Raw genomic sequence first — 14,125 nt, 5'->3', positions numbered from 1 at the left:
CCTAGACAGGCCAGGCAGCGGTTTCGCCAAAACCGTTTTCGATCGTTTCGACTTGGGGCGCCCCCTTTGAGACACCGGAGATGCCGACCACGTAGGCGCGGGTCACGAACGCCTGGCCGCGAAAGCCGAACACCGCCGTGTCGCCGGGGCGTGGAGCATTGGCTCCGCTAGCGTCAATCATTGCGTAATAGTCGATTGCCGCAGGCGGCGGCACCTCGACGCTTCTGAGCGCGGCGGCGGCCGTGGTGGGTTCTGCGGACACGATTGCCTTCACCTCATAGTCCGGAAAGATCGGATCGATATAGAAGCCGCCACCCAGGCAGTAGGCTTTGCCGCCAGACAAATGCGAGACCTCGGTCAAATACAGAACGGCAGGGAGCTCCGGCAGATCTTCCATGACGTGCAGCGCGGTGGTGCCGGCCAAGCCATTGCCCGGTTCACATTGCGTGGCGCCGGCTTCGGCCAGCGCGCCAAGCAGGACACTCGACGTTGTGCCGGGCGCGTTCACCTCTATGTCGCTGCGGCCGGACTTGGCGAGCGCTTCGGCAGCTCTGCCCAGTGTCGCCAGATTGTGTGTCGGCAGGACCGTTCGCGTGGTCTGGTCGAACAACAGCGCCGGGAAGGTGGTGATGCCAGCGAACCGTGCGCCGTCGAGACCATCCAGTGTTTCGGCGACCGCGGCGATATCGGCCGCCTCAAAACCACCTTCGTGGCCGCGGTAGAAAACGTCACCATCGGCGCGGATGCGGGCAAGCAGGTTTTGCGTGTACCCGGCGAGCCTTGCGCCGGCAGCGGCTTCTTCAGCCTTGGTGTCGTTGAAGACGGTCCAATAGTCCGGCCTGAACGTTTTGGCCGCCGCATTGGCCTCGTGCCTTGCGATCTGCTGCAGGTGGCCAAGATGACCGAGCCTCAGGCCTGCTCTGTGCGTTGCCCGCGCGCAGGCCATGTCGACGGCGACGGCCTGATCGATGCCGCCACGCTTGAGCGCATGGCAGAACGAACTGGCGCGGCCGACCTGCTTGGTCATGGCGAAAATCTTCAGGCCGAAGCGGTCGGCCTCGCGCTTCAGGACCCGGGCATTGCTTTCGACGGCATCGAGGTCGAGCACATAGGAATTAGCCGGCAGCTTTCCTTCCTGGTGCAGGCGCATGGCGCTTTCTATAAAGCTCGGATTGCGGCGCCGCAGAACATCGAGGAACATGACAAAACTCCTTCAACGGGACTTTTCGCGCAGCGATACGGCGACGGCCGCAAGAATGATCAAGCCGCGCACGATCATTTGGTCGGAGACGGACAGGCCCATCAGGATGAGGCCGTTGTTCAGCATGCCCATCATCAGCGAGCCCACCAGCGCACCGACAATCGATCCCTTGCCGCCGTTAAGCAGGGTTCCGCCGACAATGACGGCCGCTATCACCGTCATAAGGTCGGTTTCGCCGAGCGTGTATTTCGCAGCCTGCAGCCGGCCCGCATAGAGCAGCCCGGCAAGGCCGGCGAGCCCGCCGCTTGTGGTCAGAACGGCAAGCCTTATCTGCGCCACGCTGATGCCGGAAACACTGGCGGCACGGCTGTTGTCGCCGGTGGCCAGCACATGGGCGCCGAAGCGCGTCTCGCGAAAGATGAGATGCGCGATCGCAACGGCAATTACCGTCCACCAGATCAAAGACGGAACACCCAGCAAAGAACCCGAGCCGAAGAAACCGGTGAAGGCGTCGTTGGTGACCGGGATCGACCGCAAATCGGTCATGGAGCGAGATACGCCGGCAAACAGCCCGAGCGTCGCCAGCGTTACCAGGAATGAAGGCAACTTGACGTAAGCCACGAGAGCGCCGTTGAGCAGGCCGATCAGAAGGCCGGCGCCGAGGCCGGCCAGCACCCCAGCCAACAAGCCGTAGGCGTTTATCGCCACCGCGGCTGCAAGGGCTGCCACGGCAACGATCGAACCTATCGAAAGATCAATCTCGCCCGCCGACATGACAAAGACAAGGCCGATCGCCATGATCGTCACTGGTGCCGTCTGCAGCACGATGTTCGACAGGTTGCGGACCGTCAGAAAACCGCTGTCCTTCAGTACGATCGCGAAGAACAGAAAGATCGCCAGAAATCCGAGATAGACGACATATTGCTGCAGGTTGAAGCGGCTGACCAAGCTCGCTGCCCGGCCGGGGCTGGTGTTGATACTCGACATTCTCACTTCCTCCGGCGGGGCGCCATCGTCTGCCGCTACTTCAGGGCGGCCGCGATGGTCGCGGGCACGTCCTTGTTGAGGGATCGCTTCCACCCGTCCTTGACAGTGTCCTTGGTGACGGCGAGGGAATCGACCACGATGAACGGCGCGGCCTTCTTGCCGATCAACGAGGCGGCCGTGGCGCGCGCCAGCGTCACGCCGATGTCGTAGGCTTCGTCTGCGATGAGTGCCGCAACGTTGCCGCCTTTCACCATGTCCAGTGCCGCCGGTTCGTTCAGGTCGAGCGTGACGATCTTGGTGTGGCTGTTGCCGGCCGCCCGCAATGTGGACAGCACGCTAAGCGCCGGCTCAGCCCAGGTGACGTAGATACCGTCGAGGTCCGGGTGCTGTGTGATCATCGCCTGCGCGATTTCCTCGCTGCGCGCGGGGTCGGCCATTCCGGCCTCGGCCACGATCTTCATGTCGGGATAGTCCTGCTCGATCGTGTGCTTGAATGCTCCGTCACGCTGGTTGGTGACGTAGAAATCGGCATCGTGAAAGATGTAGCCGACCTTGCCCTGCTTGCCGAGCGCGTCGGCCATTGCGATCCCGGCCTTGTTGCCCATCTGGAAAAGGTCGTCCGAAACGATGGTCACATAATCCTTGCCGTGAACGTAGCCTGCCGGCGAATTGTCGACGAATCCCAATTTCACGCCGGCCTGGCGCGCAGGATCATAGACGGTGGCCGCACTTGCGGGATCGACCGGTAGGGACAGTATAATAGAGGGCCTTTTGGCGAGTACTGTCTCGACGTCGGATTTCTGACGGGCCGCATCAAAGCCGGCGTCGGTCTGAGCGACGACCGTGATGCCGAGCCGCTTCAACTCGTCCTGGGCGCCGCTGTTCACCGCGTTGGTGTATTCGCTCATCTCATGCCAGACCAGCGCGGCGGTGTATTTGCCGTCCTTGATCTGCTGCTCCTCAGCTGGTGTGAGCACGACGCTCTTTGCCGGCGTCGGCTTTTCCCCATTCGGTCCCGTGGTGGTGCCCTCGGCTGCGAAGGCGTTGGCAGCGACGAGTGCTACCAGTGCCGACAACATTCCAATTGCTATGCGCATGTCGGTTCCCCTTGTTTTTATGATGTCGGCGGCCCTGATTGGCCGCCGGGCATTGCCCTGTCATTTGGCCGCGTCGAGCACCGATTGCGGCGCGTCGCGGTTCAACGAATCCTTCCAGCCCTGCGCAACGTTCTGCTTGGTCACGGTAAGCGCCGGGGCAACGACGAAGGCCGGGGTCTCCTGGCCGAGCAGCGCCTTGACGCCGACAGCGGCCATGGCGCGGCCGAGCTCATAGGCCTTGTCGGCCACCAGTGCGGTCACATTGCCGCCCTTGACCATATCGAGCGCCACCGGTTCGGCGAGGTCGAGCGTGACAATCTTGGTCTTGGTGTTTCCGCTTGCCCGCAAGGCCGACAGCACGCCGTCGGCCGGTTCGGCCCAGGTGACGTAGATGCCGTCAAGATCGGGATGCTGCACGAGCATCGCGCTGGCCAGCTCTTCTGCCCGCGCCGGATCGGAGATCCCCTGCTCGGCGACGATCTTGATGCCGGGATAATCCTTCTCGATCGTTGTCTTGAAAGCCTGGTCGCGCTGGTTCGTCACATAGTAACTGGCGTCGTGGAAGATGTAGCCGACCTTGCCCTTTCCATCGAGCGCCTTGGCCAGTGCATCGGCCGCCTGCTTGCCCATCTGGAACAGGTCGTCAGTGACGATGGCTGCATAGTCGGTTCCGTGCTTGTAGCCTTTCGGCAGATTGGAAAGGAATACCAGCTTGGTGCCGTCGGTGAGCGCCTGACGGAACGCCTCGGCCGAAGTGACCGGATCGAGGGGCAGTGACAGGATGACGTTTGGCTTCGCCGCGAGCGCGGTTTCGATGTCGCTGCGCTGGCGCGCGGCGTCAAAGCCCGCGTCGGTGGTGGCGACGATTTGAATGCCGGCACGGGCAAATTCATCCTTGGCACCGGACGTGACCGCATTGGTGAAGTCGGAGGAGGTGTGCCACAGCAGCGCGGCCTTGTAGCCCTTCTCCTTTACTGCGGCCAGGTCTGCATCCGACAATCTAACCTCGGCGCTGGGTGTCGCCGTCTCGCCGCTCGGTCCCACTGTCTGTGCGCCGGCTCCACCGGCCATGAGCATCAGGCTACCTGCAAGTGCTGTAGCAACAAGTCTGTCTATCAGCATGATAGTTCTCCCATTTTCGCTCTCAGTTGTCCTTCATTCCGTAACGCCGCAATACTCCACCATGAACCGGGCGAAGCCGATGACGCCGGCCAGATATTCCTCGACATCGACGTGTTCGTTGAAGGTGTGGCAGTTGCGAATATCGCCTGGCGCGCAGTACACGGCGGGGATGCCGAGCCGGTTGGTGAAAAATGATGACTCTGACCAGAATGGCGCGCCTTCGATGGCGCCGCGACCAGCCATCGATCGGGCCATGGCGGCAGCAAGAGCGCCGACCTCCGGCCTGTCAGGTGCAATCTCGGCGGCGTTACCCCCGAGCGGATGATCGCGACCGGCCGGATAGGCGAACGCCAACATGATTTCGGGATCGGTGATGGCGCCGCGCACCACTGCCTCGATTTCGGCGGCGGCCTCGTCCAGCGACTCGCCGGGCAACAGCTTGCGGATCAGCGACAACGTGCAGCGTTCGGGCACCGCGATGTAGCCGCCGCCCGCAAGGCCGGTGATCAGCAGGAAGCCACGCCCAATCAGCGGGTGCTCGGCCCTTGTTGCAACATCTTCCGAATGCTTCCACAGCGCGCTCATGACGGCGTGGCTTGCACGCAAGGCATCCTTGCCGAGTTCGGGTACGCCGAAATAGGCTGATCGTCCGGTGATGGTGATGTCGGTAATGAAGAAGCCAATTTGGGCCGGATAAACCGAAAGGCGGGTAGGCTCCACATAGACGACGAAATCGGGCGCCACGATTTCGCCTCTCTCGATGCGGCCGACGAAGTCCTTGATGCCGGCGGAGACGCCGGTTCCAGGCTGGCCGCTCTCCTCGTCGCCGACGAAGGCAAAGGCAACGTCGCCGGCCAGTTGGATGTCGGCTGTGTCTAGCAGAGAGAGTGCCGACAGCGCGGAGCAGATGCCGGCCTTGAGGTCGCCGGCGCCGCGGCCCCAGATCTGCCCGTCGATCATTGGCGCGGCAAACGGATCCTGCTTGGCGGTGCCAGCCCAGTGCTCGCGCCAGCCCTCGACATGGACCGTATCGGTGTGGCCGATGAAGAGCAGCCGCTTGCCGGCGCCGGCACCTTTGCGCTCACCCCAGATGTTGGGCCGGCCGGGCGCGAATTCCGCGCGCCGAATTTCGCTCAAGCCAAGCACGCGCATCCGGTCTTCAAGGAAGGCGACAAAGTTTTCTTCGTGACCGGTTATGCTTTCGCGGCCGATTGCCCCCCGCAGAAGCTCAACCGCTGCGTCGCAATCGAGGGCCGCGCGCAAGCGAGTGGTGATGTCCTTTGAGACAGTCATAGCGTGGCCTCGCGCAGCACGGCCGAACTGGCTGGGGGAAGCGAAATGCGTCCGTCGGGCGCGTCGACGCCGAACAGTGTGTTGTGCAACTGGCCGAGCCCGATCGCGGCAGCGCCGATGAGCGCTGCCCGCGACCCGAGTTCGCTGGCCTCAACGGCGATAGGGTAGGGGAAGCAGCGCGGCAGCAGGTCCCTAACGCGCAACAGGATTTCCGGCCGCAGCCCGATCGAGCCGCCCAGGACGACCTTTTGCGGATTGGCAATTGCCGCTATGGCCACAATGCCTTGCGCCAGGTAGCGCGCGGTTTCGTCGAGCACCGTCGCGGCATGCCTGTCTCCGGCCAATGCACTGTGGAAAATCGTCGGCACGTTGACGATGTTGCCCGTCAGCGCTGAGTAGCGTTCAACCATGGCGTTGGTTGCGACCACGCGCTCGAAAGCGCCGGCGCGCAACGATGTCGGCGCGAAAGGATCGGCGCCAATCGGCAAAAGCCCATCTCGCCGGCTGCATTGCTGGCGCCCCGCACCAGATTGCCTCCAACCATGAGGCCGCTGCCGATACCGGTACCCAGCGCTATGAAGGCGAGATTGTCGATACCGCGGCCGCACCCCTGCCAGTTCTCGCCGAGCACCGCCAGATTGACATCGTTCTCGATCATCACATGAAACCCGAATGCCTGCTCGAAAGCGCGAACGACATTCATCGTGCCAAAGCCGGCAATATTCGGGGCAAGCAGAACGCGGCCCGTCTTCTTGTCGGGTGCACCGGGAACGCCAATCACCGCCAGCCTTATCTTTGTGCGCGAGATTCGGTGCCTCTCGGCCGCCTGAAGCGCAAGATCCACGATCTGGTCGACGATGAACTGTCCGCCCCGAGGATCGGTCGGCGCCGTTTCCTCCGCGAATATCTGGCAGGCAAGATCGGTGAGCGCGACCCGGACTTTGGCACCGCCGAGGTCGACGGCCGCGATGTAGGCCGCGTCAAATACGAGTTCGTAAGTGACAGCCGTGCGTCCGACATGTCCGCTCGTGCGCCCTGTCTCCTGCACCCAGCCTTCCTGCTCGAGCGTCCTGACGATCTCGGAGATTGTCTGCTTGGACAAGCCGGTCTGCTTTGCGATCGAAGCGCGCGAGATCGGCCCACCTTGCACGATCGCCTCCATGACGGAGCGCTGGGAGAACTGACGAGAAATGCGCGGCAGGTCGTTCAACAGCAGCTCCGATTAATTCGTTCTATGACCGAACTTAATAGTCATTTTCGACAGCCGTCAACTGGCCGCTCAGGCTCTTCACCGGCGGGCAACCGACGCATATGCGAGGCCACGCGGTCATGCAGGAGGTTGGTCGTCACCGAACCAATTGCGGCAGCTTATCTTTGGTGATTTCGACCAAGGCTCTTACCGCCTCTTGTTTTGCAGCTTCGAGGTCTGGCAGATCTGTGCCTTCGACGTCGGGGAAGACTTGCCCGGTATCGGTGAAGTCGAAGAAAAAGCGAGGCATCCCTACAAACGCAATAAATGCGGGAAAGGTTATCTTGCTTCACGATTGGCTATGCAGCCGGCGCCCCGCCGCTCTAATGCACGCAGCCGCTAACGAGCGTGATCTGACGTCCAATGATGTCCGCGTATTTGGTTAAAATGGTACGCGGCCAGACTCATCGCCCTGATCCGCTTAGAGTTACTTCCGAAAGGAGTGCTCTCATGCTGCCATTGCCCCACGCCGTCGATCCAAAGGTAGTTGCTGAGATCAATACTCTGCTAGCCCATCACGCCGGGTCGGTACCGGTCCCCGTTCACAAACTCGCGGCGGTTGTCCGGCTGCGCCTCAAAAGCCATCTTTCCATCGCGACTATCGAGGAGCTGATCGTGGACGAAGCCGAGTGTCGCCATCTGCCCATGCTGTTCGAACTGCCGGGAACGGAAGCGGCTTTAGTTTCATCCGCTCTGGGTCGTGCGACTTGAAGGTTAGGCGCTGCCCGTCTGGGAACGTAAGCGGAGCTAGCCAGAGGTGGTATGCCCACCGCCTTCAATGACGCGCGCAGCGACTTTTCTGGCTGCTGTCGAGGAGGAGGGTATGCTTTTTCCTGATTAGCAGATCCCGTGGCTCTTCGCGCGAGCCAAAGTCGATCACCGGCTCAGAGATCCTTCCAAACATTCCCACCCCGCCTAACTATCCCTCAATGGCAACCCATTGGTTCGTCCCTCCGGTGTTCGTGAAGACTGAAACCGGCGACAGGCATGGCTGCAACAATGCGAGGGGAGCCCTTGAGCAGCTCAAGAGGTGGACCCGCAGAGGACCTCGCTGGCACAAGGCGGTGACCCTCTGCCTGTCAGACCTGGAGGGCGATCCGATTGACCCTCAGGTGGTCCGAAAGGCCTTTGAGGCTGCCGCTAAGGAAGCCAAGATGTATCTCTCCCCGTAGGAGGAGAAATTTCTCCCAAAGATTCAGTCCTTTATTCAGTACGATTCGAACATTGATTTGTTCGAGAGGTGACCTAAGTGGCCGCTTGGGTTCTCGCTGAGGTGGGAGGCCTCGTATGAACGTTTGCACGGACTGTCGACCCGACAAGGTGACGGCCAAATACCTTGTTCACGAGCTAACCCTACAGGCCAGGCGCGGCCAAATCATCATCATCTCCGTCAAAGAGACTATCGCAGCGGTGCGCCGACACGGGCCACATCTGGCGGAAAGTGACTGCGAGCTGGTAGAGTTTATTGTCGATCTTGCCCCAACCTTTGGCATGTGCGTCGCGTTCGACCGTCGCGAATAGCCTCATGGCAACCCATTGGTTCAACCCTCTATGAGATCGAGAGGAGCACGGGGAACTTCGCGCGAGCTGGTCATCCAATCCCCGCTCAGAGATTCTCACCAAATTATTCGCTTCCCCTTCGGAACCCTTTCGCAACGAAAGTGTTTCAGACCAAATGTGGGAACGACCTTATGCCGGCACGACCAACAGCAGGGACAGCCTTTCAACGGCTGATCAGCTCAGAAGATAATCGTCAGATGCTCCGCAACAGGCTTGGTCTCGAAGTCGACGAGAAACTGCCGGCGTTCCTTGCTGCATTGTTGCAGGAGCTTGAGCGGCGAGAGCAGGTCGAGGCTGATTGGAGCGCCACCACTTTGGCAGCGTGGGTTTCTACGGCCTTCGACGAACCAGAAGGAACCTTCAGTGACCCTTATGGCCATGCTACGTAGGGGACGTGCCTTCCGGGGGATGATCAGTTCGGAAGGCTACTGCCGGAAGCTGCGCAGGCTCCTAAGGTTTGTGGGCGAACCAACTCTGACACCGACGCTTGCCGCACTGGCGCGGGAGCTTTCAGAAGAGTCTGAGCTGCGGAAGCAAGAATCGGCCGACGAAATTCCTCGCCCTACGTTTCCGCTCACGGCAACCCATTGGTTCTCCCCTCCGGTCCTCGTCAAGACCGAGCGTCCCGGGATCATCCACCACGTCAACAACGCCGAGACGGCCGGCGAGGAGCTGACGAAGTGGACGAAGCGTGCCCCTTGGTGACCTCGCGGTGCGCGTTTGTATGGCCGCGATGTTCGACGAGATGGAACCTGAGGAGGCTCGTAAGGCATTCCTGGCTGCTGCCGAGGAAACGATCTGCTGATCGCATTCGGGTGAATGAGGGTGCTACACCTGAAGGGAAATTGGCCGCATACACGCATGTCGCAGAGGATGACCAGCAAAGTCGGCCTTGGAGTAATCTAGCGTCAAATAATCGTTGTTTGCAATTGCGCAGGCCGAATTTTCCAAATAGGAACGCCGGAGATCAACACGGGAACGATTTTGATGGATGAAGCAATTGGGCAGCGAAGGGCTGATTTGCTGGGGATGACAGCAGATATCGTCGCAGCCTATGTCCAGAGCAACGCAACGCCCGTGGCGGATCTGCCGAATTTGATCGCCAGTGTCAATTCTGCGTTGTCTGGCCTGGCTGAGCCGGTCGCTGCACCATCGCCAATACTTACGCCCGCGGTAAATCCTAAGAAGTCGATCTTTCCCGAATACATTATAAGCCTTGAGAACGGGCGCAAGTTCAAGTCGATGAAGCGCCACCTGGGCTTGCTTGGCATGACACCTGATGAGTACAGAGCCAAGTGGGGTTTGGCCTGGGACTATCCTATGGTAGCGCCCAGCTATGCGGCTCAGCGGTCTGCGCTTGCCAAAGCTGCCGGTCTCGGTCGCAAGGCGGTTGACAAAACGCCGCCAAAAAAAGCACCAGCAAAGCGCAAGGCCAAAGCCTGACAGTGCACGACGTTCGGGCCATGCCGTCAGGTCTAGATGGTCTAGGTGGCCTGGCTGGGAATGAGCTGCCTGGCTTCGCGGTTCAGTAAGCGCCGCTCACGCCACAACACAAGCTTCAGCACGGCTTGCGTCTTCACGTCCTCATATCCTGACGGGGCAGGAGAGGTCGATTAATGTGCCATCGACAAGTCGAGCCAATACATCGTCGCCCTCGACACACAATCGAATCATATCGATAAAATCGCACTACATCGATACGTCGCGCTCTGCCGATGCCACAAGCAACAAAGCCGCTGAATCCAGCAGCGCTCCGTGCTTCAAGGACATGCCCATACGGGTGCTGGGTAAGCCTAAATTTCTTCCGTGAGCAATATCCTGGCCTCCTTGGCAGCAGCGATGAACGCCTGGCGCGCTATCCTTGGTGGTTTTTCTCCACGGATTACGGCAAGGCATGCTTCGATTGCGGCGAGCCGCGACTTGCCCGCCGGCCTCGGCCAATCCCTCAGCAGAACTTCGGCCGCGTCGGATACGGACGCAACAACTCTGTCGCGATCGATCCGGCCGGGTTGAACGACGACGGGCTTTCTGAAACGTCTCGTACGCACGACAGCCTCCAAGAACAAGCTATGTTAGCTTCTGCAGATCCTTTGCGCCACATCAAACGCGGCAAGTAGCAGAAGGCATGCGCTTGGCCAGAAGCTGCCGCCGCCATGGACGCTGCCCAGTGCTTCAGCATGTCGGGCTCGGCCCCGACTTTCGAGGAGCGCACGCCAAGAGCGGCGTTACCCAATAAATGATCCACAAATACCCAATGAAGGGGAGTTCGCCGAACACCGCGAAATGGAATCTCGGGGCTGAATTTACTCCATATCCGGCACGTCGCCGCTGGTGAATAGCACGGTCGGCGGACCGTAGTCGCCAACGGCCGGGTCGGCGTCGCGGCTCCATGCTATTACGCCAACGTGCTTCCCTGCGAGCGCCTGACCGGTGCGAATGGCGCGTTCCTCGCTTTGCTGATCGGCCGGACCAAAGGCCGGAAACAGTTCGCCGTCCTCGCCTCGATCGAACGCCACCACGACGATTAGCTTGGGCTTCTTTTGACCGGGCAGAATATGATCAGACATGGCGGGAACCTATCACATGACCGAGTATTGAGTCGCGTTCGAGACTCGAACCAGTAGAGCCGCCAGTTCTCATATTTATGATTCGGCCATATCGCCTGCACTTGCCTACCATTCGGGGCCAGCCCGCGCCCTCCGCAGAATTCGCGGATTAGCGCAAAGCTGTGTCCGGTACATAGGTCATCGGGCAGCGCGATCTGATAAGGCCACTCCCGGTCGATCCTGGCCGGCGTGGGGCCTAGGCTGCGCATCGCATCACTTCGCGGTCGGTTTCTCTGTCGCCTTCTCCAGCGCCTCAATGGCGTCCAGCACGGCTTTGCGCTTGGGCTCGATTGGGTCGTCTGGATGGAAGCCGGCAAGTGCGAGCGTCTTGAAGGCGAGCGTCACACGGGAACGAGCAGGCATGTGAGGCAAACGGCCGGACTATGGGAACAGCGGCTGAGGACTGGGACTGCTCTGCAAGAGCGGAATGGTGAGGGTGCAAAACGATCGCCAACACCGCCAGCCGCAACCGGTGACGCTTATCTTGCTGGCAGTTAGGGCCTCGTTGCTGGACGGCCTTCAATCCCTTCGCGGCGGCTAATCAAAGCGACGCGATCATTGGTGCTCGCTTTGATTAGCTCCCCGGGGCTGCTCCGGGGACAAGGCCGAATGGCTGCAGGCCGACCTGTCGATCGGGTGAAATTTTGCTGCTCAATTTCGGCGACGAGACCTGACTGCCTTCAGCAGTTCGCTCTCGTCAGTGTGAGCATTTCGAAAAGTCGCGACTACCGTTTCCGCCAGGATTTCGCCCTGTTGGCTTAAAGGGTCGAGGTCTTCGTCTGCGCAAATTCGATCGAAAACGCGCTGGCAAATAGCCAAATCATGAGGACTAAGGCAGGTGCGATTGGTACGCAGGCGCTGCGGCATGTGCGACCCCTCAGGCCCGCTGCCCGTACAGAGCAGCGGGCCGCTACAGCCAGGCCGGAGGAGGAGAGTTCAGTCTTGCAAAAACGTTCGATGTAGAGTGCTTGTTCCCGGCTAACGAAGCTGGTAATTTTCGTACAGTGCGCCACCTGGGCAAGGCAGCTTCCTCGATTGGCAGCACGCCGGCCGGGCAGGTGTCCTTGATGCCATGCGCACCGGAGCAAGGGCGGCCAGCCCTTGCGGATTATCCTCGGCAATCCATGCTTTGATCTGCGTTCGCTAATCCGCCCCATCTCTAAGCGACATCTTTTTGCGGCGAACAGGCGTCCAGTCGGTGATCGTATCGGCATCCACGGTAATTAGCCCGCCAGCTTTCACCGTCACCTTTCGATTTTCCTCGTCGACCCGCGTGACTTCGCCGGTGAGCTGTAGCTCGTCACCTGGTTTGGACCTTTTAGGAGCAGGGACTGAATGCGGAAAACCATAGGAGGGGATGCTGACACTAGCTCTTCCGTCGTCCAGCAGCTTCAGCACCGTCACGGTGATCGCCACCTCATCGCCGATATTGATGTCCGCAATTTCCCAAGCCATGCCCATGATTCTGGAGCGGCTTTGACGACAGTCAAGGGATTGCTAATATGCGGAAAATGCCAACGCCGCCAGCGTGCACCTTGTTTCGGAACCGATTCGAACCAGCGATATTGATTCAAATCGTAATGTCTGGAGTGCGGGCGCATGCTCACCCGAGCCTGGCGTTGGCCGGCTGTCATTTATTGAGTCCCAAATGCCCACCCTGGTCGAGAAGCCGCCCAAGGGCCAAGGGTGGTTTCACGAGATCAAATATGATGGGTATCGCACGCAGTTGATCATCCAACGGGGTAAGGTGCAGGCCTTCACACGAAACGGCTTCGACTGGACCGACAGATACAGCCCAATCGTCCGGGCTGCGGCTGAATTGGACGCAAAGCGGGCAATCATCGACGGCGAAGCAACAGTGCTTGGCACCGCGGGGGCGTCCGGACCTCTTCGCGCGACCCAATTATCCGATCACCCGGACGAATTTTTCAACCAAACATTCCTGACTATTGCGGCCTAGCACCGTGCCAATTTGTACGATTCGTACATGGCGTTGATGTCGGTCAGGAAGTGAGTAGATTCCCTTTCGGCGTGTCCCTGGGGAGGGCTGGATGAGCGTCGCGCAAAGGGTCGGTCCGCTTCTAGAGCAAGCAATCACTGTACTCCTCAACAGGGCGGACCGTCGCGACACGGTCTCGATAAATGCGGCGCTACGCGAAGCGCGGGAGGCTGCGCCTTATTTGGTGGCCTCCGACGAAGAACTAACTGAGGCGATCGTCGAGGCAGCAACTGCCATGGGCCTCTGCGTGGCTTTCGACGGTCGCGAGTAGCTGTCAGCCAACTCCAGTCTCTGTGGCATCGCAACACAGCGCGCCGTCCTGCGCCATTTTCAACAGTTAGAGGTAATCCGCAATTACCTTCGCAAGCTGCTAAATCTGCCTGTAGAACGGGTGGGCTGAGCAAAGGTATTTGCTGGAGGAACTTGATAAGGTCGACAAGGAGTGACCGCATGGCCCTCCACTGGTTCACCCCTCCGGTCCCCGTCAAGACCGAGCGTCCCGGGATCATCCGCAACGTCAACAACGCCGAGGCAGCCGGCGAGGAGCTGATGAAGTGGACCAGGCGTGGCCCTTGCTGGGACCTCGCGGTGCGCGTTTGCATGGCCGTGATATTCGACGAGATGGAACCTGAGGAGGCTCGTAAGGCATTCCTGGCTGCTGCAAAAGAGGAGGGGATATTACTCCCCCCAACTAGCTAACTTGGATGCGGTAAAGGTTCTCTGGCCAATACCGCCTTCGCGAAAGGAGCCCGCCGCCGGTGAGGGAGAGGCGACGGACCCCCCTACAGCGGCTGCACATCACGAAGAATCCGCTGCCACCTCTAAACCCGCGAGGGCCTGCGTTGTTCCTTACAACCTGGGTTGGTCGGCAGTCTGGTTCCGCTCCAATTTCCCTGTATGGCTCTCCATTGGTTCAACCCTCCAGCCTATTCGGCATGTTGAGGTCAAGCGCTTTCGAGCTTGCGGCTTCTCCGGCGTTTGACGTCTTTCGCGGGGCCTCGCTTCTCTACG

Annotated in this window: 22 protein-coding genes; 10 read left to right on the top strand and 12 right to left on the bottom strand. The window is 60.3% G+C overall.

Going from position 1 to position 14,125, the window contains the following annotated elements:
* Position 1: 1 nt before the first annotated feature.
* The 8 genes from NKH67_RS30920 to NKH67_RS30885 form a co-directional block, all read right to left on the bottom strand.
* On the bottom strand, positions 2 to 1,201 hold the full coding sequence (locus NKH67_RS30920) for an alanine racemase (protein WP_353032599.1): 1,200 nt from the start codon (positions 1,199 to 1,201) through the stop codon (positions 2 to 4).
* Between the two features lie 12 nt (positions 1,202 to 1,213).
* A complete protein-coding gene (locus tag NKH67_RS30915) occupies positions 1,214 to 2,188 on the bottom strand; it encodes an ABC transporter permease (RefSeq protein WP_352472942.1) in 975 nt (324 codons plus the stop codon).
* A 35-nt stretch (positions 2,189 to 2,223) separates the two neighbouring features.
* Entirely contained in the window at positions 2,224 to 3,285 is a 1,062-nt protein-coding gene (locus tag NKH67_RS30910) for a substrate-binding domain-containing protein (protein ID WP_352617555.1), read from the bottom strand.
* Positions 3,286 to 3,345: 60 nt separating this feature from the next.
* Positions 3,346 to 4,407 (bottom strand): substrate-binding domain-containing protein, encoded by a 1,062-nt coding sequence (locus tag NKH67_RS30905; RefSeq protein WP_352472940.1) that lies wholly within the window; start codon positions 4,405 to 4,407, stop codon positions 3,346 to 3,348.
* Positions 4,408 to 4,440: 33 nt separating this feature from the next.
* A complete protein-coding gene (locus NKH67_RS30900; protein WP_352472939.1) occupies positions 4,441 to 5,700 on the bottom strand; it encodes a M20 family metallopeptidase in 1,260 nt (419 codons plus the stop codon).
* Complete coding sequence (locus NKH67_RS30895; RefSeq protein ID WP_353032597.1) at positions 5,697 to 6,110, bottom strand: ROK family protein; 414 nt, start codon at positions 6,108 to 6,110, stop codon at positions 5,697 to 5,699. The genes NKH67_RS30900 and NKH67_RS30895 overlap by 4 nt, the downstream gene beginning before the upstream one ends.
* The gene (locus NKH67_RS30890; RefSeq protein WP_353032595.1) at positions 6,086 to 6,910 is read right to left on the bottom strand and encodes an ROK family transcriptional regulator; all 825 of its coding nucleotides are present in this window, start codon (positions 6,908 to 6,910) and stop codon (positions 6,086 to 6,088) included. The genes NKH67_RS30895 and NKH67_RS30890 overlap by 25 nt, the downstream gene beginning before the upstream one ends.
* A gap of 136 nt (positions 6,911 to 7,046) precedes the next feature.
* Positions 7,047 to 7,199, bottom strand: coding sequence for a DUF6894 family protein (locus NKH67_RS30885; protein WP_352822509.1), 153 nt, complete (start codon positions 7,197 to 7,199; stop codon positions 7,047 to 7,049).
* A 200-nt stretch (positions 7,200 to 7,399) separates the two neighbouring features.
* On the opposite strand from NKH67_RS30885, the gene NKH67_RS30880 reads away from it, so the two are divergent.
* The 7 genes from NKH67_RS30880 to NKH67_RS30850 all read left to right on the top strand — a co-directional run bounded on the left by NKH67_RS30880 (position 7,400) and on the right by NKH67_RS30850 (position 9,952).
* The gene (locus NKH67_RS30880; protein ID WP_353032593.1) at positions 7,400 to 7,660 is read left to right on the top strand and encodes a hypothetical protein; all 261 of its coding nucleotides are present in this window, start codon (positions 7,400 to 7,402) and stop codon (positions 7,658 to 7,660) included.
* A 218-nt stretch (positions 7,661 to 7,878) separates the two neighbouring features.
* Positions 7,879 to 8,121, top strand: coding sequence for a DUF982 domain-containing protein (locus NKH67_RS30875; protein WP_353032591.1), 243 nt, complete (start codon positions 7,879 to 7,881; stop codon positions 8,119 to 8,121).
* A gap of 115 nt (positions 8,122 to 8,236) precedes the next feature.
* Entirely contained in the window at positions 8,237 to 8,470 is a 234-nt protein-coding gene (locus tag NKH67_RS30870; RefSeq protein WP_353032589.1) for a hypothetical protein, read from the top strand.
* 170 nt (positions 8,471 to 8,640) lie between these two features.
* Positions 8,641 to 8,898, top strand: coding sequence for a hypothetical protein (locus NKH67_RS30865; RefSeq protein ID WP_353032587.1), 258 nt, complete (start codon positions 8,641 to 8,643; stop codon positions 8,896 to 8,898).
* Between the two features lie 19 nt (positions 8,899 to 8,917).
* Positions 8,918 to 9,214, top strand: a complete 297-nt coding sequence (locus NKH67_RS30860) for a hypothetical protein (protein ID WP_353032641.1) — start codon at positions 8,918 to 8,920, stop codon at positions 9,212 to 9,214.
* Positions 9,201 to 9,314: a DUF982 domain-containing protein gene (locus NKH67_RS30855; RefSeq protein WP_502893834.1), complete on the top strand. Its 114-nt coding sequence runs from the start codon at positions 9,201 to 9,203 to the stop codon at positions 9,312 to 9,314. Before NKH67_RS30860 ends, NKH67_RS30855 begins: the two co-directional genes overlap by 14 nt.
* Positions 9,315 to 9,496: 182 nt before the next feature.
* Positions 9,497 to 9,952, top strand: a complete 456-nt coding sequence (locus NKH67_RS30850) for a Ros/MucR family transcriptional regulator (RefSeq protein WP_352745747.1) — start codon at positions 9,497 to 9,499, stop codon at positions 9,950 to 9,952.
* Positions 9,953 to 10,302: 350 nt separating this feature from the next.
* Here the strand turns inward: NKH67_RS30850 and NKH67_RS30845 are convergent, their stop codons facing one another.
* The 4 genes from NKH67_RS30845 to NKH67_RS30830 all read right to left on the bottom strand — a co-directional run bounded on the left by NKH67_RS30845 (position 10,303) and on the right by NKH67_RS30830 (position 12,570).
* The gene (locus NKH67_RS30845) at positions 10,303 to 10,557 is read right to left on the bottom strand and encodes a DUF982 domain-containing protein (RefSeq protein WP_353032633.1); all 255 of its coding nucleotides are present in this window, start codon (positions 10,555 to 10,557) and stop codon (positions 10,303 to 10,305) included.
* A 255-nt stretch (positions 10,558 to 10,812) separates the two neighbouring features.
* Complete coding sequence (locus NKH67_RS30840) at positions 10,813 to 11,076, bottom strand: hypothetical protein (protein WP_352775019.1); 264 nt, start codon at positions 11,074 to 11,076, stop codon at positions 10,813 to 10,815.
* Between the two features lie 252 nt (positions 11,077 to 11,328).
* Positions 11,329 to 11,478, bottom strand: coding sequence for a hypothetical protein (locus tag NKH67_RS30835; protein WP_353032584.1), 150 nt, complete (start codon positions 11,476 to 11,478; stop codon positions 11,329 to 11,331).
* 780 nt (positions 11,479 to 12,258) lie between these two features.
* Complete coding sequence (locus NKH67_RS30830; protein WP_352745756.1) at positions 12,259 to 12,570, bottom strand: hypothetical protein; 312 nt, start codon at positions 12,568 to 12,570, stop codon at positions 12,259 to 12,261.
* Between the two features lie 193 nt (positions 12,571 to 12,763).
* Between NKH67_RS30830 and NKH67_RS30825 the strand changes: the two genes are divergently transcribed.
* From NKH67_RS30825 to NKH67_RS30815, 3 genes are all read left to right on the top strand, one after another.
* On the top strand, positions 12,764 to 13,075 hold the full coding sequence (locus NKH67_RS30825; RefSeq protein WP_353032582.1) for an ATP-dependent DNA ligase: 312 nt from the start codon (positions 12,764 to 12,766) through the stop codon (positions 13,073 to 13,075).
* A gap of 91 nt (positions 13,076 to 13,166) precedes the next feature.
* On the top strand, positions 13,167 to 13,385 hold the full coding sequence (locus NKH67_RS30820; protein WP_352935038.1) for a hypothetical protein: 219 nt from the start codon (positions 13,167 to 13,169) through the stop codon (positions 13,383 to 13,385).
* A gap of 179 nt (positions 13,386 to 13,564) precedes the next feature.
* Positions 13,565 to 13,813, top strand: coding sequence for a DUF982 domain-containing protein (locus NKH67_RS30815; protein ID WP_353032580.1), 249 nt, complete (start codon positions 13,565 to 13,567; stop codon positions 13,811 to 13,813).
* Positions 13,814 to 14,125: the final 312 nt, after the last annotated feature.

The sequence above is a fragment of the Mesorhizobium sp. M0968 genome, assembly GCF_040319065.1.
GTDB lineage: Bacteria > Pseudomonadota > Alphaproteobacteria > Rhizobiales > Rhizobiaceae > Mesorhizobium.
Note: the sequence above shows the minus strand (reverse complement) of the source record. Positions and strands in the feature narration are given on the sequence as shown.

What these genes read in the sequence shown, in the direction of transcription:
- NKH67_RS30850 (WP_352745747.1), top strand. Translation starts at nt 9,497, where the DNA reads ATGGATGAAGCAATTGGGCAGCGAAGGGCTGATTTGCTGGGGATGACA.
- NKH67_RS30885 (WP_352822509.1), bottom strand. Translation starts at nt 7,199, where the DNA reads ATGCCTCGCTTTTTCTTCGACTTCACCGATACCGGGCAAGTCTTCCCC.
- NKH67_RS30835 (WP_353032584.1), bottom strand. Translation starts at nt 11,478, where the DNA reads ATGCCTGCTCGTTCCCGTGTGACGCTCGCCTTCAAGACGCTCGCACTT.
- NKH67_RS30870 (WP_353032589.1), top strand. Translation starts at nt 8,237, where the DNA reads ATGAACGTTTGCACGGACTGTCGACCCGACAAGGTGACGGCCAAATAC.
- NKH67_RS30910 (WP_352617555.1), bottom strand. Translation starts at nt 3,285, where the DNA reads ATGCGCATAGCAATTGGAATGTTGTCGGCACTGGTAGCACTCGTCGCT.
- NKH67_RS30860 (WP_353032641.1), top strand. Translation starts at nt 8,918, where the DNA reads ATGATCAGTTCGGAAGGCTACTGCCGGAAGCTGCGCAGGCTCCTAAGG.
- NKH67_RS30900 (WP_352472939.1), bottom strand. Translation starts at nt 5,700, where the DNA reads ATGACTGTCTCAAAGGACATCACCACTCGCTTGCGCGCGGCCCTCGAT.
- NKH67_RS30815 (WP_353032580.1), top strand. Translation starts at nt 13,565, where the DNA reads ATGGCCCTCCACTGGTTCACCCCTCCGGTCCCCGTCAAGACCGAGCGT.
- NKH67_RS30840 (WP_352775019.1), bottom strand. Translation starts at nt 11,076, where the DNA reads ATGTCTGATCATATTCTGCCCGGTCAAAAGAAGCCCAAGCTAATCGTC.
- NKH67_RS30820 (WP_352935038.1), top strand. Translation starts at nt 13,167, where the DNA reads ATGAGCGTCGCGCAAAGGGTCGGTCCGCTTCTAGAGCAAGCAATCACT.
- NKH67_RS30830 (WP_352745756.1), bottom strand. Translation starts at nt 12,570, where the DNA reads ATGGCTTGGGAAATTGCGGACATCAATATCGGCGATGAGGTGGCGATC.
- NKH67_RS30895 (WP_353032597.1), bottom strand. Translation starts at nt 6,110, where the DNA reads ATGGTTGAACGCTACTCAGCGCTGACGGGCAACATCGTCAACGTGCCG.
- NKH67_RS30880 (WP_353032593.1), top strand. Translation starts at nt 7,400, where the DNA reads ATGCTGCCATTGCCCCACGCCGTCGATCCAAAGGTAGTTGCTGAGATC.
- NKH67_RS30920 (WP_353032599.1), bottom strand. Translation starts at nt 1,201, where the DNA reads ATGTTCCTCGATGTTCTGCGGCGCCGCAATCCGAGCTTTATAGAAAGC.
- NKH67_RS30905 (WP_352472940.1), bottom strand. Translation starts at nt 4,407, where the DNA reads ATGCTGATAGACAGACTTGTTGCTACAGCACTTGCAGGTAGCCTGATG.
- NKH67_RS30865 (WP_353032587.1), top strand. Translation starts at nt 8,641, where the DNA reads ATGCCGGCACGACCAACAGCAGGGACAGCCTTTCAACGGCTGATCAGC.
- NKH67_RS30875 (WP_353032591.1), top strand. Translation starts at nt 7,879, where the DNA reads ATGGCAACCCATTGGTTCGTCCCTCCGGTGTTCGTGAAGACTGAAACC.
- NKH67_RS30825 (WP_353032582.1), top strand. Translation starts at nt 12,764, where the DNA reads ATGCCCACCCTGGTCGAGAAGCCGCCCAAGGGCCAAGGGTGGTTTCAC.
- NKH67_RS30915 (WP_352472942.1), bottom strand. Translation starts at nt 2,188, where the DNA reads ATGTCGAGTATCAACACCAGCCCCGGCCGGGCAGCGAGCTTGGTCAGC.